The 19,553-nt window shown below is 72.6% G+C and carries 20 protein-coding genes and 3 pseudogenes; 11 read left to right on the top strand and 12 right to left on the bottom strand.

Going from position 1 to position 19,553, the window contains the following annotated elements; all coding sequences use genetic code 11:
• Window positions 1-104 precede the first annotated feature (104 nt).
• A pseudogene (locus AB0M46_RS43975) lies at window positions 105-236 on the top strand (two-component sensor histidine kinase); the annotation flags it as partial.
• On the opposite strand, the gene AB0M46_RS43970 reads toward AB0M46_RS43975, so the two are convergent.
• The 4 genes and pseudogenes from AB0M46_RS43970 to AB0M46_RS43955 all read right to left on the bottom strand — a co-directional run bounded on the left by AB0M46_RS43970 (window position 231) and on the right by AB0M46_RS43955 (window position 4,078).
• The gene (locus AB0M46_RS43970; protein WP_363346246.1) at window positions 231-803 is read right to left on the bottom strand and encodes a hypothetical protein; all 573 of its coding nucleotides are present in this window, start codon (window positions 801-803) and stop codon (window positions 231-233) included. The pseudogene AB0M46_RS43975 and the gene AB0M46_RS43970 sit on opposite strands and share 6 nt — an antisense overlap.
• A 130-nt stretch (window positions 804-933) precedes the next feature.
• Window positions 934-1,773 carry a PASTA domain-containing protein gene (locus AB0M46_RS43965; RefSeq protein ID WP_363346244.1) on the bottom strand — a complete coding sequence of 280 codons (840 nt, stop codon included), beginning with the start codon at window positions 1,771-1,773 and terminating at the stop codon, window positions 934-936.
• 394 nt (window positions 1,774-2,167) lie between these two features.
• A pseudogene (locus AB0M46_RS43960) lies at window positions 2,168-2,527 on the bottom strand (transposase family protein); the annotation flags it as partial.
• Window positions 2,528-2,611: 84 nt separating this feature from the next.
• Window positions 2,612-4,078 carry a M1 family metallopeptidase gene (locus AB0M46_RS43955; protein WP_363346241.1) on the bottom strand — a complete coding sequence of 489 codons (1,467 nt, stop codon included), beginning with the start codon at window positions 4,076-4,078 and terminating at the stop codon, window positions 2,612-2,614.
• Between the two features lie 125 nt (window positions 4,079-4,203).
• On the opposite strand from AB0M46_RS43955, the gene AB0M46_RS43950 reads away from it, so the two are divergent.
• On the top strand, window positions 4,204-5,250 hold the full coding sequence (locus AB0M46_RS43950) for an alanine racemase (RefSeq protein ID WP_363346239.1): 1,047 nt from the start codon (window positions 4,204-4,206) through the stop codon (window positions 5,248-5,250).
• A 43-nt stretch (window positions 5,251-5,293) separates the two neighbouring features.
• Here AB0M46_RS43950 and AB0M46_RS43945 read toward each other — a convergent pair whose 3' ends face one another.
• Entirely contained in the window at window positions 5,294-6,553 is a 1,260-nt protein-coding gene (locus tag AB0M46_RS43945; RefSeq protein WP_363346268.1) for an ExeM/NucH family extracellular endonuclease, read from the bottom strand.
• 95 nt (window positions 6,554-6,648) lie between these two features.
• Here AB0M46_RS43945 and AB0M46_RS43940 point away from each other — a divergent pair, with 95 nt between their 5' ends.
• The 6 genes from AB0M46_RS43940 to AB0M46_RS43915 all read left to right on the top strand — a co-directional run bounded on the left by AB0M46_RS43940 (window position 6,649) and on the right by AB0M46_RS43915 (window position 11,095).
• Window positions 6,649-6,888, top strand: a complete 240-nt coding sequence (locus AB0M46_RS43940; RefSeq protein ID WP_363346237.1) for a hypothetical protein — start codon at window positions 6,649-6,651, stop codon at window positions 6,886-6,888.
• Window positions 6,889-6,912: 24 nt separating this feature from the next.
• Window positions 6,913-7,047 carry a hypothetical protein gene (locus tag AB0M46_RS43935; RefSeq protein ID WP_363346235.1) on the top strand — a complete coding sequence of 45 codons (135 nt, stop codon included), beginning with the start codon at window positions 6,913-6,915 and terminating at the stop codon, window positions 7,045-7,047.
• A complete protein-coding gene (locus tag AB0M46_RS43930) occupies window positions 7,048-7,266 on the top strand; it encodes a hypothetical protein (RefSeq protein ID WP_363346233.1) in 219 nt (72 codons plus the stop codon).
• Between the two features lie 678 nt (window positions 7,267-7,944).
• Window positions 7,945-9,126, top strand: coding sequence for an MFS transporter (locus AB0M46_RS43925; protein ID WP_363346230.1), 1,182 nt, complete (start codon window positions 7,945-7,947; stop codon window positions 9,124-9,126).
• A gap of 173 nt (window positions 9,127-9,299) precedes the next feature.
• Complete coding sequence (locus AB0M46_RS43920) at window positions 9,300-10,889, top strand: 2-isopropylmalate synthase (RefSeq protein ID WP_363346228.1); 1,590 nt, start codon at window positions 9,300-9,302, stop codon at window positions 10,887-10,889.
• Window positions 10,886-11,095, top strand: a complete 210-nt coding sequence (locus tag AB0M46_RS43915) for a hypothetical protein (RefSeq protein ID WP_363346226.1) — start codon at window positions 10,886-10,888, stop codon at window positions 11,093-11,095. The genes AB0M46_RS43920 and AB0M46_RS43915 overlap by 4 nt, the downstream gene beginning before the upstream one ends.
• A 106-nt stretch (window positions 11,096-11,201) precedes the next feature.
• Here the strand turns inward: AB0M46_RS43915 and AB0M46_RS43910 are convergent, their stop codons facing one another.
• The 3 genes from AB0M46_RS43910 to AB0M46_RS43900 are packed head-to-tail and all read right to left on the bottom strand — an operon-like array spanning window position 11,202 to window position 14,607.
• On the bottom strand, window positions 11,202-13,361 hold the full coding sequence (locus AB0M46_RS43910) for an FtsX-like permease family protein (RefSeq protein ID WP_363346224.1): 2,160 nt from the start codon (window positions 13,359-13,361) through the stop codon (window positions 11,202-11,204).
• On the bottom strand, window positions 13,358-14,086 hold the full coding sequence (locus AB0M46_RS43905) for an ABC transporter ATP-binding protein (RefSeq protein WP_363346221.1): 729 nt from the start codon (window positions 14,084-14,086) through the stop codon (window positions 13,358-13,360). Before AB0M46_RS43905 ends, AB0M46_RS43910 begins: the two co-directional genes overlap by 4 nt.
• Window positions 14,083-14,607, bottom strand: a complete 525-nt coding sequence (locus AB0M46_RS43900; protein ID WP_363346219.1) for a PadR family transcriptional regulator — start codon at window positions 14,605-14,607, stop codon at window positions 14,083-14,085. Before AB0M46_RS43900 ends, AB0M46_RS43905 begins: the two co-directional genes overlap by 4 nt.
• 97 nt (window positions 14,608-14,704) lie before the next feature.
• Here AB0M46_RS43900 and AB0M46_RS43895 point away from each other — a divergent pair, with 97 nt between their 5' ends.
• Window positions 14,705-15,346 carry a rhomboid family intramembrane serine protease gene (locus AB0M46_RS43895; RefSeq protein ID WP_363346216.1) on the top strand — a complete coding sequence of 214 codons (642 nt, stop codon included), beginning with the start codon at window positions 14,705-14,707 and terminating at the stop codon, window positions 15,344-15,346.
• Window positions 15,347-15,419: 73 nt separating this feature from the next.
• Here the strand turns inward: AB0M46_RS43895 and AB0M46_RS43890 are convergent, their stop codons facing one another.
• Window positions 15,420-15,647, bottom strand: coding sequence for a hypothetical protein (locus AB0M46_RS43890; RefSeq protein WP_363346214.1), 228 nt, complete (start codon window positions 15,645-15,647; stop codon window positions 15,420-15,422).
• A 19-nt stretch (window positions 15,648-15,666) separates the two neighbouring features.
• Window positions 15,667-16,293: a methyltransferase domain-containing protein gene (locus tag AB0M46_RS43885; RefSeq protein ID WP_363346212.1), complete on the bottom strand. Its 627-nt coding sequence runs from the start codon at window positions 16,291-16,293 to the stop codon at window positions 15,667-15,669.
• 72 nt (window positions 16,294-16,365) lie between these two features.
• Between AB0M46_RS43885 and AB0M46_RS43880 the strand changes: the two genes are divergently transcribed.
• Window positions 16,366-17,625 (top strand): alpha/beta hydrolase, encoded by a 1,260-nt coding sequence (locus AB0M46_RS43880; protein ID WP_363346210.1) that lies wholly within the window; start codon window positions 16,366-16,368, stop codon window positions 17,623-17,625.
• On the opposite strand, the gene AB0M46_RS43875 is transcribed toward AB0M46_RS43880, so the two are convergent.
• On the bottom strand, window positions 17,606-17,794 hold the full coding sequence (locus tag AB0M46_RS43875; RefSeq protein ID WP_363346208.1) for a hypothetical protein: 189 nt from the start codon (window positions 17,792-17,794) through the stop codon (window positions 17,606-17,608). The two genes, AB0M46_RS43880 and AB0M46_RS43875, sit on opposite strands and share 20 nt — an antisense overlap.
• Before the next feature lie 78 nt (window positions 17,795-17,872).
• The gene (locus tag AB0M46_RS43870; RefSeq protein ID WP_363346206.1) at window positions 17,873-19,081 is read right to left on the bottom strand and encodes a sugar efflux transporter; all 1,209 of its coding nucleotides are present in this window, start codon (window positions 19,079-19,081) and stop codon (window positions 17,873-17,875) included.
• Between the two features lie 105 nt (window positions 19,082-19,186).
• Here AB0M46_RS43870 and AB0M46_RS43865 point away from each other — a divergent pair.
• Window positions 19,187-19,507: pseudogene (locus AB0M46_RS43865) on the top strand (YnfA family protein); the annotation flags it as partial.
• Window positions 19,508-19,553: the final 46 nt, after the last annotated feature.

Below are 19,553 nucleotides of genomic sequence, written 5' to 3'. Positions count from 1 at the left end.
GGGTCGCTCGCCGGGGCGGCAAAGTTCCCGCCCTCACCGGTGCCAACCAGAAACCTGGCGGAACGGGCCGCGGTCGGCTTCACGGGGCGGCCAGCGCCTCGACCGGCCTGGGCCTGGCCATCGTCCGCTCGATCGTGCGCGCCCACGCCGGCGCCGTGACGGCCGTCCCCCTCGACGAGGGCGGCCTGTCCGTCACCGTCACCCTGCCGCGAGCCGGCGACGGCCTGCCCTCATAGTTCGGGCAGGCGGTCCAGCCGGGCCGGACCCGCGCCGTGGTCGAGGAAGTACATGTACAGCCGCAGGTCCCTCGCCAGGCCGCGCTGGATGTACGCCCGGTAGTCCAGCAGCCCGGCGACCGCCTCGCGATCCTCCTCCCCGAAGTAGATCCACCGCCGCTGCGCCGCGCTGATCCACTCGAGCACCCGGCCGCGGTCGCGCCACCATTCCCGCACGAGCGCGTGCGTCCAGTGCGCGTTGCCGTCACGGGCCCAGCCAGACCACGGGTCGGCCTGCATGCCGAGCAGGACGACCTTCAGCTCCGCTACGTCGGCGGGCTGCCGGTACAGGAACTCCGCGCAGTCCTCGTCGTCCTCGTCGCTGTAGAGGAAGTGCCGGGTCGAGTACTTCCGGCCCATCAAGCAGGTGTCCGTCATGGCCCCGTAGAACGGCCCCGGCACGTTGCGCCAGTTCCGCTCCTCCCACTTGCCCTGGAAGACGGCTTCGGGAAAGGGCCGGATACTGCTTCCATCGACGGGGAAGACGGCATCCACCTCGGGAACGGGGTCCCAGTAGACGAGGCCCATCACCCCGCCCCGCTCGGGCGGATTCCGGCGCGCGCGTCTTCCACGCCACCACCCTAACCGCCCGATCTCGCCCCTCCGCTCACCGTGTCACCGGCGCGGCGCCCCGCTGCGCAAACACCTGCGCGGACCTTTAGGGGGCCGGCATCCACTTTGGCTGGTCCGAGCCAGCACCGGACGTTGTGCAGACATAGCGCTTTCCGGTACTCGAGTATCCGTACTCGCCCTTGTCCTTCTTCTTGCAGAAGGCACCCGGAGTCACGCCCTGATGGGCGCCACTGCCAGAACTCCCGGTGGTGATGCGCCCATCGGCCTTCACGTCGGTGTAGACGATGATCTTTTGGCCGACCACGAGGGGCTGGCCCGCCGCTGGGGCAGTGCGGGTCACGACGTGATCACCGTGGTAGTACCCGTCTGGCGGGGTGTGCTCGGTCGCCTCCTCGAACAGCGCGGCGGGAAAGCCAATCCCGTAGTGCCATTTCTGGCCGGTCATGTCCGGCATCGTCGGGTTGCCCTGGAAAAAGTCCCAAACCTCTGGGTCCACGACGTTGAACTTGACCGCGCCAGTGACCGGCTCGCCGGCTGCCGGCGAAGTGCTGACCACTCGATCGCGATCGCTCGGGTAGCCGTAAAGGTCCGTGGTTTCGATTCCGTTCTTGTGAGACAACATCAGCGTGGCGGCGGCCTTCGCTGACTTCAGGTCCTTCCCGATGTAGTTCGGCATCGTCAGCGTCGTACCACCCGGTGCTACCGGGTCGGTGAACTTCACCACCCTGAAGCGCACCTGTCGGCCCGCATAGCCGTTTGCATACAGGTCGACGCAAGCGCCGGCATCAGGCGTTTGGGCTACGATCCGCCAGTTATTCCTGTCAAAGACATGCCGGCCCTGCCCGGTCGCGTCGGTCCCGTCCCCCATCGTGAGCTTGGTGGCTTGCAGGGCCGTGTTTGCCTCCGTCAGGCTTAACCCCACCATGTCAGGCACCTGCACCGAATTGCCGGCGCAGCCGTCTGCGCGACCGGCAGGGTCGGACTTATGGCCACACGCCGCAATGGCTACGACCGCCGCGACAACGCCGACTCCTACGAGAACTTTCCTGGCGCCCATCAGTAATCCTGGCCTTCTGATGCGGTCTCGACGGCGCAGCCGCCTAATCGGTAATGAAACAAATTCGGCGCATCTTATCCCAGCTCGGCCGTCCGCAATGCGCGCCTCGTCCCGCACTGAGCCAGAGTCGGTTAGCCCGGGAAAGCGGTCAGGGCCCCGGCATTGTTGTTTCTGTCTGGTTTGGTGATGATTTGCTGTAGATCTTGAACGTGGGGTTAATCGATGCCGCGTCGACGTGTCGCCGTGACATTTGAGTCATTTTTCATCGTGGGTAGCGGTTGGTTTCGATGTGGTGCAGGACGGTGATGGCCTGCACGATGGCGGTGGCGCGGCGTGGGCAGCAGCGCAGCTTGGTCAGGATCTTCCAGCTCTTGAGCGTGGCTACGGCGCGTTCGCCGATGCTGCGGACGCGGGCATGGGTGCGGTTGACGGCACCGAGGATGGCGCAGGCCAGCCGGGCGGCGCGGCGCGCCGCTGCGGCGACGTCGTCGGCCTGGGCGGTGAGCAGGCTGATGCCTTCTCAGACGTAGCGCCAGGCGATGCTGGTGCCGATGGCGAAGCCGGCGGCCAGCCGGGCGTAGGTGTCGCCGTTACGCAGGTGGGCCGGGAGCAGCAGTGCCTGGTCGCTTGACTCCAGGTGGTCCCATCGCGGGCAGGCGGGGCCGGAGCGTGTCGGGACGGGCTACGACGGTGGCGCCGCAGTAGCTCACTTCGGGGTCGTGGGCGAGTCCAGCCAGGTGTTGATCAGGGCGGTGAAGTCCTTGCCCGTGTGCTGGTTGACGAAGGCGATGAAGGAGGCGCGGTCCTGGGCGGTGCCGCGGTTGGCCTTGGCCCAGTCGGCGCCCAGGGAGAAGAACGCGGCGTCGCCGATCTGCTTGTGGATCTGGTGCAGCATGAGGGCCGGGCAGATGTACACGTTGGACTCGGCGAAGCTGTCGGCGCGCGGCTTGCCGGGCGGGCCGAGCTGCTTGCGCAGGCGGGCGTCGACGCCGCGGGCCCAGGACTCCCACTGCTGCGCGGTGACCTTGTCGCGCTCGTTGGTGTAGAGGAACTGGGTGTACTGCGCCCAGCCCTCGTTGAGCCAGAGGTCGTTCCAGCTCGTCGGGGAGACCGCGTCGCCGAACCACTGATGGGCGTACTCGTGCAGCAGGTCGGCGTCGAAGCCGGTCTTGAAGTCGGCGTCGCTGCCGTAGGTGGGCAGGCCCATGGTGATCATCTGCTGGGTCTCCATGCCCGAGGCGGACGGGACCATGAGCACGCCGGCGCTGTCGAACGGATAGGGGCCGAAGCGCTGCTCCAGCCAGGCGAGGTACTGCGGCGACTTGCGCAGGTACGGCAGCGCCTTGTCGTCGGCCCCCGCGCGGTACCACAGGGTGATCGGGGTGCCGCGCGGCCCGGCCGCCGTCTCCTGCTGGTACTTGCCCACGGCCAGCGTGGTCAGGTAGCTCGCCACCGGCACCGTGGTGCTGTAGGTGAACGTGTTGCCCTCGTGGCCCTTCGACGTGCCGCCGGCGATCGCCGACCAGCCCGCGGGCACGGTGACCGCGATGTCGTACAGCGCCTTGTCCGACGGCTGGTCGTTGACCGGATACCAGGTCGACGCCCCGTAGGGCTCCTGCATCGTCCACAGCCCGCCGTCGGCGGTGACGGTCAGGCCGAGCGGCTCGACGTCGTTGCGGTGCGACGGCATCGGCACCGTGGCCGGCGTGCCGTGGTACTTCACCACCAGCTCGGCATCGGCGTCCTTGGCCACGGCCCCGGCCACGGTCAGCTTGGTCCCGTCGACCGTCCCGGTGGCCGCCGCCCCGTTGAGCTGGACCCCGTCGATCGCGTAGGCCTTGGAGAAGTCGAGCTTGACCTCGGTGAGGTCGGCCGCGGCCCGCAGCTGGATCGTGGCCGTGCCGGTCAGCGTCTTCGTCTCGGGCGCCCAGGCCAGCTCGAGGCCGTAGTGCAGCACGTCGACGGCCGGGTTGCCGTAGCCGGGGTACACCGGGTCGGCCACCGGCGTCGACTTGCCGGCCGACCACTGTGCGTAGTCGGGCCCGGACGGGACGGCGCTCGGCGCGGCACTGGAGGCGGCCCCGCTCGCGGCGGGTTTGGGCGAGTCGCCGGTGCACGCCCCGGCGAACAGGACGGCGCAGACGGTGAGCGGGGCGAGCCAGCGACGATGCACGTGAGGAAGCTACGACATCCGGCCGCCGCGCGGTGTCCCCGGAGGCCCGAGGGTGGCGAAGGCCGCACCGGTCAGTGACGTTGCGTGACGAAACGGCGACGAAGAGGGCATGACATGATCGCCGGATGGACAGCACGCCGTACCTGACGGTCGACGCCGAGGTACTGGATCGCAACCTCAGCGACGCCGCGGACGCCGCCGCGGCGAGAGGCCTCGCCCTGCGGCCGCACGCCAAGTCGCACAAGTGCGTCGAGATCGCCCGCCGCCAGCTCGAGCTCGGGGCGGCCGGGCTGACCGTGGCCACCGTCACCGAGGCCGAGGTGTTCGCCGCCGCCGGCTGCGCCGACCTGTTCATCGCCTACCCGGTGTGGGCCACCCCGGCGCGCGCGGGCCGCCTGCGGGCGCTCGCCGAGCGGGCCACGGTCCGGGTCGGCGTCGACTCGGCCGAGGCGGCAGCGCTGCTGGCCGGCACCGGGGTCGAGGTCGTCGTCGAGATCGACAGCGGGCACCACCGCAGCGGCGTGCACCCGGCCGGGGCCGGCGAGCTGGCCGCGGCCGCGGCACGGCTGGGCCTGACGGTGGCGGGCGTCTTCACCTTTCCCGGCCACGGCTACGGGCCCGGCCGCCAGGCGCGGGCCGTCGCCGACGAGGCCGCCGCGATCCGCACCGCCGCCGGGGCGATGCGGGCCGCGGGCGTCGAGCCGGGCGTCCGCAGCGGCGGCTCGACCCCGACGGCGTCCACATCGGACAGTGCCGCGCTGACCGAGATCCGGCCCGGCGTGTACGCGCTCAACGACGCCCAGCAGGTCGAGCTCGGCACCTGCGGCTGGGGGGACGTCGCCCTGACCGTCGCCGCGACCGTGGTCAGCGTGGCCGGGGACCACCTGATCCTCGACGCCGGCAGCAAGGTCCTCGGCGCCGACCAGCCCGCCTGGGTGACCGGCGGCGGGCGGCTCCCCGATCATCCGGACGCCCGCATCACCGCCCTGTCCGAGCACCACGCCACGGTCGTGTTCCCGCCGCGGGCCCCGAGACCGGCCCACGGCGAGATCGTGCGGGTCGCCCCGAACCACCTGTGCGCGGCCGTCAACCTGGCCGACGAGCTCACCGTCGTACGCAACGGCGTCGAGATCGACCGCTGGAGGGTCGCGGCGCGGGGCACCAACACGTGAAAGGGCCGCCCCCGGAAAGCCGGAGGGCGGCCCTGGACCACGGTTACGCGACGGGCTTCCAGGGACCGTACTGGTCACCGGGGGCCTGGTTGCGGGTCCACCACTGGGCGACGTACTTCTTGTCCTGGTAGAGGACCACGTCGCCGGCATTGAAGATGCGCGACGCCGTCCACAGGGCGGTGCCGTCCGGGGCGGTCGCGATCTCCTGCCACGGGCCGTACGGGTCGCCCGGCGTCTGGTTCTGGGTCCACCACGAGGCGAGGTACGTCTTGCCGTTGTAGGTGACCTTGTCGTTGGCGTTGTAGGCCTTCGACCTGTCCCAGGCCGGGAAGGCCGGGCTCACGGGCGGGTTCAGGCCGACCACGACCGGGTCGTGGTCCGACGCGGAGAACGGGTCGGTGCCGTCGAACAGCAGCGTGGCGTTGTAGTTGTAGCGGCTGTAGCCGAAGGCGATCGCCTCCTGGGCGTTGATCTCCCACACGTCCGCGCCGGTGACGAGGTCGCGGGCGGCCGCGTTGGCCAGGACGTGGTCGAGCGAGCCCTGCAGGCCGTTGTAGGCGTACGTCGTCTCGCCCGGGTCCAGCGCGGAGCCCAGGTCGGTGTACCCGGCACCGTAGAGGACCTGCATCGGGTCCTCCTGGGTGTAGGAGTTGAAGTCACCGGCCAGGAAGATGCGGTTGGTGCCGATGGCCGCGGCCGCCTGGTCGGCGAACGCCGTGGTGTCCTGGGCCTCGTGGACCCGGGTCGCGTTGAAGGAGCCCTGGTCGACGGCCGGGGACGAGGTGTCCTCGGCGTCGCCCGGGTAGAGCGCCGTGCCGCTGCCCTTGGACTTCCAGTGGTTGGCCACGACCAGGAACGCGTCGGCGTCGGTGGCGCCGGCCTTCTTGAAGCCCTGCGCGAGGGGCTCGCGGGCGATCGAGAAGGACTGGCCGGGGCCGGAGGCGCTGGTGAGGATCACCGAGGAGCCGACGAGCGCGACGTCGGCCGGCTTGTAGATGAACGCGGTGCGGATCACGTCCTCGTCGGCCAGCGCCGGCCGCTTGTCGGCGGACGGGGACGGCACGAAGGCCCACACGTTCGCGCCGGCCGCGGCGTTGAGCGCGTCGACGAGGTGGGCCAGCGCGGCGTCGCGGGTCTCGCCGAACTTGGCCGAGTTCTCGACCTCCTCCAGCGACACGATGCTGGCGCCGAGCCGGTTGATGCCGGTGACGATCTTCGCCTGCTGCCGCTGGAAGCTGGCGTCGGTGGCGGCGCCGCGCGGGCCGGCCTCCTTGTTCGGGCCGGTGCAGGTCTTGTCGGCGATGTGGGCCCGCCCGGTCGTCGTAGTACGTGCAGGTGCCGAGGCCCTTGGCGACGTACGCCTCGCCGGTGAGCGGGAAGTAGTTCTGGACGTTGAAGGTGGCCAGGCGGACGGTCCCGCCGACGTTGGCCGGCTGCTGGTTGGCGGTGCGGGTGTCGCTGAACGTGGCGACCGCGGCGCCGTCGTCGGTGACCTGGTGGTTCGGCTGGAAGTTCCAGAGCGCGAAGCGGTACTCGAGGATCACCGGCTGGTGGAAGGTGACCTTCGACCCGACGCGCACCGGGTTGGACGGCGTGAGCCAGGGCAGCGGCGTGCCGGTGTTGGCGGCGCCGCTGTAGTTGACGCTCGCACCGTCGTCGAGGGTGATCATGCGGGCGGCGTTGTCGGCCACGACGGCCTGGGCCTCGGGGCTGCCCGCCTTCCCGGCGTCGGTGGGCTGGCGCAGCGGCGCGTCGCCGGCGGCCAGGGTGAACGAGCCGTACCAGTTGGCGTCGTAGTTGTCCGACACGGTGAAGGAGCCCTGCGGCGCGATCAGCTCGCCCTCGTGCGCCTCCTTCTGGGCGTCGGTGGTGAGCTCGGACCACGGGATGACGCCGGGTTTCACCGCCGGCAGCGGGGTGGCGAGCTTGGTCACCGACGGGAAGGTGATCTCGGTTTCGCCCTGGAACTCCGCGACGGTACCGGTGACCCGCACGCTGTCGCCGACGGTGACCTGACCGGCCGAGGCGGAGCCGTAGACGAACACGGCGTCGGAGGCGCCCGGGGTGGCGTCCTCGGCCGGGGTGCCGCCCGCGCCGCCGGTCTGCAGGAAGAAGCCGCTGAACCCGCCGGTGGCGTAGACGGCGGTCACCACGCCCTCGGTGGTGACGTTCCTGCCGGCCAGCGGCGAGGTGTCGGTGTTGGTGCCCTGGATCGCCGCGATCGGGGTAACCGTCGTCGGCTCGGTGACGGCGTTGACGTAGGCCTCACTGATGACCAGGCCGGTGCCGGCCGGGTTCGCGGCGGCCGGCCCGGCCAGCAACGGCAGGGTGGCACCGGCTGCGCACACGGATAACAGGACGAGCAATCCACGCCGGACGATCACACGGGACATAGATCCGGACCTCCAGATGGTCACGAAACGGCTCCGGTAACCTACGGGCGCCGAACGCCCCGGCTCCTGCCGGTGGGCGGACGAGGGCTGAACGGCGTGTGACACCCTAAGTCACGTTCACCGGTATCGCTTCCGGTAAGTCCGATCATTCGCCGATGGTGCTCGATTCGATCAAAGTCGTTGCATCACGGCCCTGCCTCCCCACCCGGCCGCGGCGCCGCAATACGCTGGCCACCGCGTCGGAGGACGTGCGCGAGGTGCTGGGGCGTCCGATCCGGCGGTCCCCGATCGTCGGTCGGGTATGACCGTCAACGCGCAGCTCGCCGCCCGGCCCACCGCGCGCGGCGTGCCGGGCCGGTGGCCCGTCACCGCCGTGTTCCTCCTCAACGGCCTGACCCTGTCGACGTACATCGTGCGGGCCCCCTCGTTCAAGAGCGCCCACCACTTCAGCGACGGCCGGTTCGGGCTCACGGGGCTGCTGTTCGCCCTGGCGGCACTCGCGGCCATGCAGTTCGTGGGGCCGCTCGTGGGCCGGGTCGGCGCCCGGGCGGTGCTGCGGGCCACCCTGGCCGTCATGCCGCTGCTGCTGGCCGGCCTCGCCGTCGCCCCCGGCCCGTGGTGGTTCGCCGCCGGCGCGACCGTGCTCGGCGCGGTCCACGGCACCACCGACGCCGCGATGAACGCCAGCGCCGTCGCCGTCGAGCGGCGGGCCGGCCGCCCGATCCTCAACGGCTGCCACGCGGCCTGGAGCGTCAGCGCGGTCGTCGCGTCGCTGTCCACCGCCGCCCTGGCCCACGCCGGCGTCTCCCTCGCCGCCCACCTCGTCGTCGCCGGCGCCCTGCTGCTGGCCGGCGGCCTGGTCCTCGGCCCGCGCCTGCCCGACACCGGCCGCGCCGAACCCGCCGGCGGCGCGGACGGGTCCGCCGAGGCGCCGCAGCCGCGGGCCGGGTGGAGCCGCGACCTGCTGCTGCTCGGCCTGACCGTCACCGCCGTGATGATCTGCGAAGGCGGCGCGCTGGGCTGGGGCGGCATCTTCCTGCACGACGCGCGCCACGCCACGCTGAGCCTGGCCGCGGCCGCCGTCACCGCCTACACCGGCGGGCAGACGCTGGGCCGGCTGGCCGGCGACCGGCTGAGCCTGCGCTGGGGCGGCACCCCGCTGTTCCGCCTCGGCGCGGCGGTCGCCGCCGCGGGCTTCGCGGTCGCCGTGCTGGTGGCCCGCCTGCCCGTCGCCGTGGCCGGGTTCGCGCTGGCCGGCCTGGGCACGTCGGTGCTCGTCCCGCTGACCTTCAGCGCCGCCGGCAAACTGCCCGGCGCCCCGGCCGCGCTGCTCGTGTCGCGGCTGACCACGTTCACGTACACCGGCATCCTGCTCGGCCCGGCCCTGATCGGCTGGGCCGCCGACCTGTTCGGGCTGGCCGCCACCATGGCCGCCCTGGTGCCACTGCTGGCCCTGGTCGCCCTCGCCCCGCGCCCCCGGTAGGCGCAGAACCCGATGCGCCCCGGCCGATGCCTGTGGTACGTTGCCGCCATGACGCAGTTCGTGGCGCTGCTCCTCAGCCGCCACGGCGGGGCCTGAATCGACCGGCTCCCCGCCGTGGGGGCTGATCGTGCTGCGCCGGTCGACATCCCATCGACCGGCAAGGAGCCGACCGAATGCGTCACCATCCCACCATCGTCACCCCGGCGGGGCCCGTGCCCGCCAACGCTCCACAGTGGAATCCCCAACGCGGCAGCGCCATGCCGTTCCGGCGCTACACGCCTGCGCACCGGCGGGTCGACGTACCGTTGCAGGATCGTCAATGGCCCCAACGGCGGCTGGCCAAGGCGCCGCTGTGGGTCCCCGTCGACCTGCGCGACGGCAACCAGGCGCTGGCCGAGCCGATGGACACCGACCGGAAGCTGCGCGGCTTCCGGCTCATGGTGGCCATGGGCTTCAAGGAGATCGAGGTCGGCTATCCCTCGGCCAGCACGCTCGACTTCGACTTCGTGCGACTGCTGGTCAAGGAGGACCTCGTCCCCGACGACGTCACCGTCGTGGTGTTCACCGCCGCCCGTGACGACCTCATCGCCCGCACCGCCGAGGCGATCGACGGGCTCGACCGGGCCGTCGTGCACATGTACACCGCGACCGCGCCCACCTGGCGCGACGTCGTCCTGCGCCAGGACCGCGACGGGCTGCGGCGGCTCATCGTCGGCGCGGCCGGGCGGGTGTTGCACCACACCGACCGGCTGCCCCGCACCCGGACCCGCTTCGAGTTCAGCCCCGAGGTGTTCAACCTGACCGAGCCGGAGTACGTCCTGGACGTCTGCAACGCCGTCACCGAGGTCTGGGACGCACGGCCCGACCGGCCCGTCATCCACAACCTGCCGGCGACGGTCGAGATCGCCACGCCCAACGTGTACGCCGACCAGATCGAATGGATGGACCGCCACCTCGACCGCCGCGACGACGTGATCCTGTCCATCCACCCGCACAACGACCGCGGCACCGGGGTCGCCTGCGCCGAACTCGCCCTGCTGGCCGGGGCGCAGCGGGTCGAGGGCTGCCTGTTCGGCAACGGCGAGCGCACCGGCAACGTCGACCTGGTCACCCTCGCGCTGAACCTCTACACCCAGGGAGTCGACCCGATGCTGGACTTCTCCGACATCGACGAGGTCCGCCGGACCGTCGAGCAGTACAACCGCATGCCGGTGCCGCCGCGGCACCCGTACGCGGGCGACCTGGTGTACACCGCCTTCTCCGGCACCCACCAGGACGCCATCGCCAAGGGCATGGCCCGGCCGCAGGAGGAGGCGTGGGACGTGCCGTACCTGCCGATCGACCCCGCCGACCTCGGCCGCTCCTACGAGGCGGTGATCCGGGTCAACAGCCAGTCCGGCAAGGGCGGCGCCGCCTACCTGCTGCGCACCGGCCACGGCCTGCGGCTGCCGCGCGGGCTGCAGGCCGAAGTCGGTGCGCTCGCCCAGCGGGCCAGCGAGGGCGCGGCCGCCGGCGGCGAGGTCACCGGCGACGAGCTGTGGCGGCTCTTCCGCGCCGAGTTCATGCGCGACGGTCCGGCTTGCGACGCGGCGGTACTGCACACAGAGCACCACGCCGTCGAGGGCCGCCCCGGCATGGTCGCCGCCTACGCCCTCTGCCGGGGCCCGGACTGGCAGGCCTGGGGCGCCGGCATCGCCGCCGATGCGGACGCGGCCCTGACCGCGGCGGTGGCCGCCGCGGCGGCGCGGCGAGGCGCGCGATGACCACCCAACGGCTGCGGCGGCTGACCGTGTACACGCTGGCCACCGAGGCGGAGGAGGACGCCATCAGGGAGCGGATCCGCGCCGCGCTCTGCCCCGACCCGGACCACGACGGCCCCTGCCCGAACCCGTGGCTACTCATCGTCACCGACAGCGAGTCATTGGACGAGGAGGAGGCCGCGGCCATGATGGAGGCCCTGCTCGACTGAGCGTCACAGGCTTGCCGGCGGCGTGCTCCTCGTCGGGCACGCCGCCCAAGCCCCGACCCGGACCTGGCCGGACGGCACGACGACAGCGCGGGACTCGGCACCCGCCTCACTCGAACCGGGTCACCGCGACGCCGGTGTTCTTGCGTGCCGTGCGGAACGTGCCGACCACGGCGGCGGCGGCGAGCAGGAGGCTCGCGGCGAGGGCCAGGTAGTAGGACGGGTGGGGCCAGGAGACCGTGCGGCGGCCTTCGGTGAGGCCGACCAGGATGCACCAGGCGACGAGGAAGCCGAGCCCGACGCAGAGGGCGAAGACGGTGGCGAGCGGCAGGGCGGCCTCGGCGAGGATGACGCGGCGCACGGTCGATACGGGCATGCCCATGAGGCGGAGCAGGCCGAACACGCGCTTGCGGTCGAGGACGGCGGCGATGGTGGACACGGCCAGTGACACCGCGGAGATCACGGTGGCCACGAGGATGCCCAGGTTGGCGAGGTCGGCGTAGTGGTTGGCCGACGTCAGCAGTGCAGAGGTCGTCCGCTCGGCGCGGGTCACGGGTGGCAGCGCCAGGCGCAGCCCGCTGCCGAGGACGGCGGTGCGGGCGCGTTCGATCGAGCCGGTCGTGCCGTCGGTGGCGACGACGAGCATCGCCGGCGTGGTCTCGGGTGCGCTCGCCGCAGCGACGACCGGTGGGCCGCCGTTGAAATAGTCGCTGGTGACGTGGACGTGGCTGGCTCCGCCGGGAACGGGCAGGCCGAGACGGGCGGCGTCGGACGCGGCGAGGACGACGCCTTCCTGGGGGTCGAAGTAGGCGATCGCCGCGACGGTGACACCAGCGGTACGGGCGACCCGGGATGCCGCCGCGGGGGCCGCGGCGGCCTCGGCGGGCCGGGTGCCGAGATCCGCGATCAAGGTGGACAGCGGGAGCCGGTCGGGGCCTTCGGCGCGTGCCGGCTCGCCGGCGACGGTGGTGATCGCCGCGGAGAACACCGACACCATGAAGACGGCGGCGACCAGGCCGCTGACCGCGCGGAAGGTGGCCCGCGGGTGCCGTTGGATGCGGTTCATCGCGATGACCCCGGCAGTACCCCTGGCGCCCCGAGCCGCGATGCGCGCCACCCACGAGGTGAGCACCGGCCCCGAGGTGATCAGCCCGAGTGAGATCAGCACGAAGCCCGCGATGAGGATCATGCTGGCGCCGGGCAGCGGCGAGTGGAGCAGTGCGGCGATCGTGGCGCTCAACATCAGGGCCACGCCGGCGAGGAGCGGGAGCACGCCGAGCGCGGCCGGTCGGCGCTCCGACCGCTCGCGCGTGACGCCGAGCGGCCCGATCCCGGCGCGGACGGTGCGCCACCACGCGACGGCGGTGGCGACCGCCACGACGCCCGCGACAACGATGACCACGACGATCGGCCCTACGGTCAGGTCGGCGCGGAAGAACCGGCCGTCGCCCACGTCGACCCGCGCGGCGACCGGGATGAGCAACCACGCCAGGACCACGCCGGCCAGGGCGCCGGCGAGGCTGGTCGCACCGATCTCGGCGGCGGCGATGTCGGCGACCCGGCGGGGTGTGGCGCCGATGAGGCGCAGGGCGGCGAAGCGCTCGGCACGTGCGGCCGCGCCGAGGCGGGTGACGATCCCGACCAGGATCAGGACGGGGATCAGGACCGCGATGGCGCCGATGATCGCGACCGTACGGTAGCCGATGCTCGGATAGGCAGATCCGCGGAACTTCGTGACCGACCAGATGCCGAACATGGCATTCAGGTCGCCCGGCGCCGCCCCGGTCACGATAACCAGCGAGTCCGGGCCGGCCAGCGCCGCGTCGTCGATGACCCCGGCCCGGGTGCCGTAGCGGGCGCCGAGTTCGTCGCCCGGGTTGGCGTCGATGAGGGCGATCATCGCGGACGAGGCGTAATACGTGCCGGCCGCCGGCGGGCGCCCGATGCCGGGCACGACCACGGTCGAGGCCGGCGTCGCGGCGATGCCGACCCTGGTGATCGTCCGTCCCTTGAAGAAGTCCGGGACGCTCGTCGCCAGGACCGTGTCGTCGCCCGGCGCCGCGGCGGGGCCGTCGACCCGGGTCGACACTCCGTAGTTCAGGGAGGTCCAGGTTGAGCGTTCGGTCCGGGACGCGAGTCCGTCGAAGGCGCCCAGCAGCAGGAGCAGCAGCGCGACCCCGACCGCGACGGTGCCGGCCATGCCGGCCAGCCGGCCCCGTGCACCGCGGCCCTCCGCCGTGACCAGCCTCGCCAGCGTGAGCAGCCTCATCCGTGCAGCCCCCCGAGCGTGATCTGTCCGTCACGGACGATCAACTCCCGGCTGGCGTAGGCGGCCGTGCGCGGGTCGTGGGTGATGAGCACGACCGTGGTGCCGGCCGCCCGCGCCGCCTGGGTGAGGGCGACCATCACGGTTTCGGCGGCGAGCGAGTCCAGCGATCCGGTCGGCTCGTCGGCGAACAGCACCTTCGGCCCGGTCACCAGCGCCCGCGCCACGGCGACCCGCTGGGCCTGGCCGCCGGACAGCTGCGCGGGCAGCTTGCGGGAATGCTCGGCCAGCCCGAGCCGCTCGAGCCACGCGTCGGCCTGCCGCAGCGCCTCGCGGCGGCTGGTGCCCGCCAGCAGCAGCGGGATGCTCACGTTGTCCACCGCGGACAGGTCGGGCAGCAGCTGCCCGTACTGGAACACGAACCCGAACTCGCCCAGGCGCAACCGCGACCGGTCCGCCTCGGCGAGGGCGGTCAGGCGGATATGTCCATAGTCGACGGTTCCCGCATCGGGGACCAGCACTCCGGCGAGCACGTGCAGGAGCGTGGACTTGCCCGAGCCGGACGGGCCGGTGACCGCGACGATCTCCCCGGCGTGGATGTCCACGTCGATGCCGCGCAGGGCCTGGGTCAGCCCGAACGCCAGCCGCAGCCCACGCGCCCGCAACAGCGGCGCCGGCTCGCCCTCGGTCGCTCGCTTCGGCGCACCGATCACCTCGACCTCGCTCACGTCGTCACCTCCGCGCGCAGTTGGGACAGGCGTGCCGCGGTCAGGTCGATCCAGCGCAGGTCCGCCTCGATGTGGAACAGGGCGTGGTCGCACACCAGCACGGCGGCCAGGGTGGCTCCCTGCTTCTCGCTCGTCAGCTCCCGCATCCGGGCCATGTGCTGCGCGCGTTGCAGGTCCAGCAACCGGCCCGCGTTGTCGCCGAGGAGCAGCGCGATGATCGTCTTCGCGAAGAGGTTGCTCTGCAGGCTCTCGGACGGCACCTCAGGGGTGAACATCCACTCAGCCACACGGGCCCGGCCCGCCGTGGTGATCTCGTAGCGCTTGCGATCCGGACCGGCACCCGCCTCCGCGCCGGCCGCCACGATCCAGCCGTTGCGGATCAGCCGCGCCAGTGTCGTATACACCTGCCCGAACGCCAGCGGCTTCTTCAGTCCGAACCAGCGGTCATAGCTGTTCTTCAAGTCGTAGCCGTAGCTTGCGCCGGCGCCCAACAGGCCGAGCAAAGCCGTCGTGTTGTCCACAACCGGCGACTATACACGCGATATCTACACGCACAATCTACTGTTTGTCTCGGACCGGCACGCCGCCGGAGGCATCGATGTGGTCCACCATGGTCGGGTGGATATCGTGCGCAGCGTCCTCTACATCGTGTTGCTCGTGACCGCCGGCGTCGCCGGTGCCTCGCTGCGCGGGACGTGGGAGCCCGGGGCGGCACGGCGCCCGCCGGTGGCCACCATGGCGACGTTCGCGGTCGTCGCGGTGTTCTCGCTGCTGCAGCTCACGGTCGCGCCGGGGCTGTTCGAGGCGCTGCGGCGGGACCGGGCGGCCATCGCGGACGGGCAGGTCTGGCGGCTGGTGACGTCGGTCGTCGTGCAGGACGGCGGGTGGCCCGGGACGATCTCCAACCTCGTCGCGCTGGCCGTGCTGGGCACGCTCGCCGAGCGGCTCTGGGGGACGGGCCGGTGGCTCGGAATCGCGCTCGCCGTGCAGGTGCTGGGCGGCCTGTGGGGGCTCGTGGCGCAGCCGGTCGGCGCGGGCACCTCGCTCGTCGACTTCGGGCTCGGCGCGTCCCTCGCGGCGGCGGCGGTCCTGCTCGGCACCGAGCCGCGCAGCCGCGGGCCGGCCGCCGTGAGCCTGGCGTGCGCGGTCGCCCTGCTCGTCCTCGGCGACATCCACGGCGGCGCGGCCGTGGCCGGCGCGGCCGTGGCCGGCGCAGCCGCCGGAGCCGCCCTCGCGATCAGGCGGCGGGAGCGCGCGTAAGCCGGCCGCCCCCGCAATCAAGCGGCGGGAGCGGCCGTACGCCGACCGCCCTCGCCGTCGGGCGACGACAGCGTCAGGCGGCGCAAGACGGTATGAGGCCCCGGGTGACGTAGGCCTCGTGCTGCTCGTCCAGCCAGCGGCGGCCGTCGGGCCCGACGTACGCGATGCCGTCCTCGACGACCGACCCGTGGCGCTCGACGATGCGGCGTATCTCGTCCAGGTCGCCGGCGTCCGCGCCGAGGTACGCCATGATCGTGACCGTCTCGGCGGGGCCGCGGTAGACCTGCGTCAGATTCGCCATCCCAGGATGATGGCAGAACTCAGGGCTTGCGGGCGTGGATGCGCTCCACGGTGCCGGCCTTGAGCCGCTCGACCTCCACGATCTCGAAGCCGGCCGCCCGGACCAGCGGCAGCTGGCGGCGGGTGAAGTGCTCGCCGACGGCGCGGATGGTGAGCCGCTCCAGCAGCCACTGCGCGGCGTAGAGGGGCGGCCACGAGCTGCCGATGTGGTCGAGCAGCAGCAGCCGTCCGCCCGGCACCAGCACCCGGCGCATCTCGGCGAGCGCGGTGGCCGGGCGCGGGATCGCGCACAACGCCAGGGCGCAGACCACGGTGTCGAAGGTGCCGTCGTCGTACGGCAACGCCTCGGCATCACCCTGGAGCAGCTCGGCGCCGAGGCCGAGGCCGGCGGCGCGCTCGCGGGCGATGGCGAGCATCCGCGGGCTCAGCTCGATGCCGCTCACGCTCGCGCCGGCGGGATAGTGCGGCAGGTTGAGCCCGGTGCCGACGGCGACCTCGAGCACCCGGCCACAGGCCCGGGCGCCCAGCCATTCCCGGCCCCCGCCGAACTGGATCCGCTCGAAGAACGCGATCTGGCGGTCGTACGCCGCCGCCTGCTTGTCCCAGACGCGAAGCAGCTTGGCAGTCTCATCGTTGGCACTCGTCACGGCTTCAACGGTACAAAGCCCGGCCCATCGGCCCGGAGCACGGACGTGCCGGCAGATGCCAGAATCGCGGGCATGGATGCTTCCAGGCTCATGGTCGATGCCGTCGCCCTGCTCTGGCCGGAGCTGCCGGACGAGCCCGACGGCTTCGCCGCCGCCGTGCTGGTCGCCCTGCGCGAGCTCGAGCGGGCCCGGCGGGAGGACAGGGCGGCGGAGCCCACGGCCCGGCAGGGCGTGCTGGACACCTTCGCGACCAGGCCGGCCGCGCTGGCCCGGCTGCAGGAGGTCTCCGCCCGGCTGGTCGAGGCGGAGCTCGAGCGCGGGCTGGAGAGCATGATCCCGGGGGCGGTCGAGCACGAGCGGTACGTCGAGATCCCCGTCTACTACGCCACCGACCGGGCGCCGACGGACACGACCGCGCCCGACGAGCGGTACGGCGGCGAGCGGGGCGGCCTCAGCTTCGGCGTGGCCCGGGTCAGCATCCCCGACGACCACCGGATGGGCGCGCTGGAGAAGCCCCGGCTGTGGCGGCTGGAGTTCCGGCAGGACCCGGACAAGCACGTGGTGCTGCTCGGCCTCGAGGAGCTCGACGACCTCGGCTTCGCCGCCCGGGCCAAGGCGGCCACCGGCGGCGGCGACGTGCTGCTGTTCGTGCACGGCTACAACGTCGGGTTCGCCGACGCGGCGCGGCGGGCCGCCCAGCTCGCCTACGACCTGAACTTCGCCGGGGTGCCGATGCTCTACAGCTGGCCGTCGCGGGCGCGCACGGCGGCGTACCTCGTCGACCAGAACAACTCGATGTGGACCCACGGCCACTTCATGCGGTTCCTGCGGCTGGTGCTCGACGGGCTCGGGGCCGCGCGGGTGCACGCGCTGGCGCACAGCATGGGCAACCGGGTCCTCACCGACGGCCTCGCCGCGCTGGGCCCGGATCGGATGGCGCCGCTGGGCCAGGTCGTGTTCGCCGCGCCGGACGTCGACGCGGGCGTGTTCGAGCAGCTCGCGGCCGTGTTCGCCGGGCGGGCGGCGCGCTGCACGCTGTACGCCTCGGACAACGACAGGGCGCTGTGGGCCTCCAAGGGGCTCGTGGACGCGCCGCGGGCCGGGCAGGCCGGGGCGGGCATCCTGGTGGTCGACGGGGTGGACACGGTCGACGCGTCCGAGCTGGACACCGGGCTGCTGGGGCACTCGTACTACGGCGACCGCACCCGGGTGCTGTCCGACCTCTTCTCGCTCATCCGCCACGGCCTCCCGCCGGGTGAGCGGTTCGGGATGCGCGGGCGCACCAACGCCGCCGGCCGCGGCTACTGGCTGTTCAGCCCGCAGGCGGACTGAGCTCCGCCCCGCGCAGCGCGGCGGCCAGGCTCGCCTCGATCGCGGCCGGGTCCTCGCCGGCCGCCATGCGGGCCAGCAGCCGCTCGTGCGCGACCCGGTCGGCCGCCTCGCCCGGACCGGCGGCGACGCCCGTCCTCGGTGGTGAGCAGCCACCGCCACCGGCTCGCACTGTCGATCTCTCTCGCCTGTAGGACCAGCCGCACCACGACGCCATCGAACCATGCCGCGACCGGTCCGGCCCGTGCGGTCAGCGGCGCCGGCCGGCCGGGTGGGCCAGGATCAGCAGCAGCAGCCCGGCCCCGCAGAGGGCGGTGGCCATGCCGTACGCCGAGCGGTACCCGACCTGCGCGGCCACCCCCAGCAGCGGGCCGGCCACCACCGCCCCGATCGGGAACGTGTTGGCGAACATCGTCGTGGCCCGCCCGGGCTCGCCGGGCAGCAGGTCCTGCATGTAGGAGATGCCGACGCCGGAGACCGCGGCGATGAACAGGGCGTTGACCACCTGCGCGGCGCCGAGCACCCAGATGTTGGGCGTGACCAGCGCGGCGGCGTAGTACGCGACCCCGCACGCGCCGCCGGCCAGCACCAGGGTGCGCAGCCGGAAGCGGGTGGTGAGCGCGCCGAGGCCGAGCATGATCGGGATCTCCAGCGCGGCGCACAGGCCGAGGATGACGCCGGCGTCCGAGGCGGAGCGGTGCAGATCCCGGTCCACGAACAGCGGCAGGGCCTGCACGCCGAGGGTCATCGGCACCTGCAGCAGCACGAACCCGACCGCGGTGAGCAGCAGCACGCCCCGGGCCGCGGGCGCGGGCGCGGCGGCCGGGCCGGCGGCGGGTTCGGCGGCGGGCGCCGGGGCGGCGACGTTCTCCAGCCCCAGCACCGCGATCAGCGCGGCCAGCGCGTACATCACCGCCGCCAGGCCGTACACCAGCCGGAATCCGCCGAAGTCCAGCACGAACGCGCCGATCGGCGGGCCGGCCACCCAGGCCAGGGAGAACACGGTGCGCAACGCGCTGATGCCGATGGCGGCCCGGCCGGGGCTGTCGCGCTCGAGCACCTGCCGGGCGTAGGCGAACGTCTGCGGGAACAGCGCGTTGGCCAGCGCCGTGGCGGTCACGGCCAGGCCGAGCAGGACCCAGTAGTCCCGCACGACCGCGGTCGCCGCGGTGCCGGCCACCCCGGCGAGGGCCGCGCCGAAGAGGATCCACCGCCGGATCGGCCGCCGGTCCGACAGCCGCCCGACCAGCGACGAGGCCAGCACGCCGGCCAGCGGGGCCGCGACCAGGAACACGGTGACCTTCACCGGCCCGGCGTGGACCTCGGTGCTGAGAAACAGCGACAGGAACGGCAGGACCAGCGCCGTCGAGAGCCCGACGGCGAGGAACACCAGCCCGAGCGGGATCAGGGCCCGGCCGATGGTGCGGGCACGGGCCGGGGCGGCGGCGGTCAGGGTCATGGGCGTGACTGTACCGGTAAACCTGTACCGATACAGTCGGCGCGCACCCCAGTGGCGGAGGGTGTAGCTGCCGAACACCCGCGGTGATGTGCTGCGATGGCAACCGTGACGATCATCCGCTCCATCGCCCTGTTCGTGCTCGCCGCGATCGCCGAGATCGGCGGCGCCTGGCTGATCTGGCAGGGCGTCCGCGAGCACCGGGGCCTGCTGTGGATCGGCGCCGGCGTCGCCGCCCTGGGCGCCTACGGCTTCGTCGCCACCCTGCAGCCCGACGCCAACTTCGGGCGCATCCTCGCCGCCTACGGCGGGGTCTTCGTCGCCGGCTCGCTCGCCTGGGCCATGGCCGTCGACAAGTTCCGCCCCGACCGCTACGACGTCATCAGCGGGTTGGTCATCGACGGGTCGTCGCCCTCGTTGTGGCCGCGGCGGCGGTAGCAGACGAGGTCGATGACGACGTCCTTGTTGAACGCCT

Source organism: Dactylosporangium sp. NPDC051485, from assembly GCF_040682015.1.
GTDB lineage: Bacteria > Actinomycetota > Actinomycetes > Mycobacteriales > Micromonosporaceae > Dactylosporangium.
The sequence above is the reverse complement of the archived record's forward strand: the minus strand, read 5'-3'. Positions and strand labels throughout refer to the sequence as shown.

Bases quoted from the DNA above. Each gene is read 5' to 3' on its own strand.
- AB0M46_RS43920 (WP_363346228.1), top strand. From the start codon at position 9,300: ATGCGTCACCATCCCACCATCGTCACCCCGGCGGGGCCCGTGCCCGCC.
- AB0M46_RS43970 (WP_363346246.1), bottom strand. From the start codon at position 803: ATGGGCCTCGTCTACTGGGACCCCGTTCCCGAGGTGGATGCCGTCTTC.
- AB0M46_RS43870 (WP_363346206.1), bottom strand. From the start codon at position 19,081: ATGACCCTGACCGCCGCCGCCCCGGCCCGTGCCCGCACCATCGGCCGG.
- AB0M46_RS43910 (WP_363346224.1), bottom strand. From the start codon at position 13,361: ATGAGGCTGCTCACGCTGGCGAGGCTGGTCACGGCGGAGGGCCGCGGT.
- AB0M46_RS43925 (WP_363346230.1), top strand. From the start codon at position 7,945: ATGACCGTCAACGCGCAGCTCGCCGCCCGGCCCACCGCGCGCGGCGTG.
- AB0M46_RS43915 (WP_363346226.1), top strand. From the start codon at position 10,886: ATGACCACCCAACGGCTGCGGCGGCTGACCGTGTACACGCTGGCCACC.
- AB0M46_RS43880 (WP_363346210.1), top strand. From the start codon at position 16,366: ATGGATGCTTCCAGGCTCATGGTCGATGCCGTCGCCCTGCTCTGGCCG.
- AB0M46_RS43890 (WP_363346214.1), bottom strand. From the start codon at position 15,647: ATGGCGAATCTGACGCAGGTCTACCGCGGCCCCGCCGAGACGGTCACG.
- AB0M46_RS43965 (WP_363346244.1), bottom strand. From the start codon at position 1,773: ATGGTGGGGTTAAGCCTGACGGAGGCAAACACGGCCCTGCAAGCCACC.
- AB0M46_RS43950 (WP_363346239.1), top strand. From the start codon at position 4,204: ATGGACAGCACGCCGTACCTGACGGTCGACGCCGAGGTACTGGATCGC.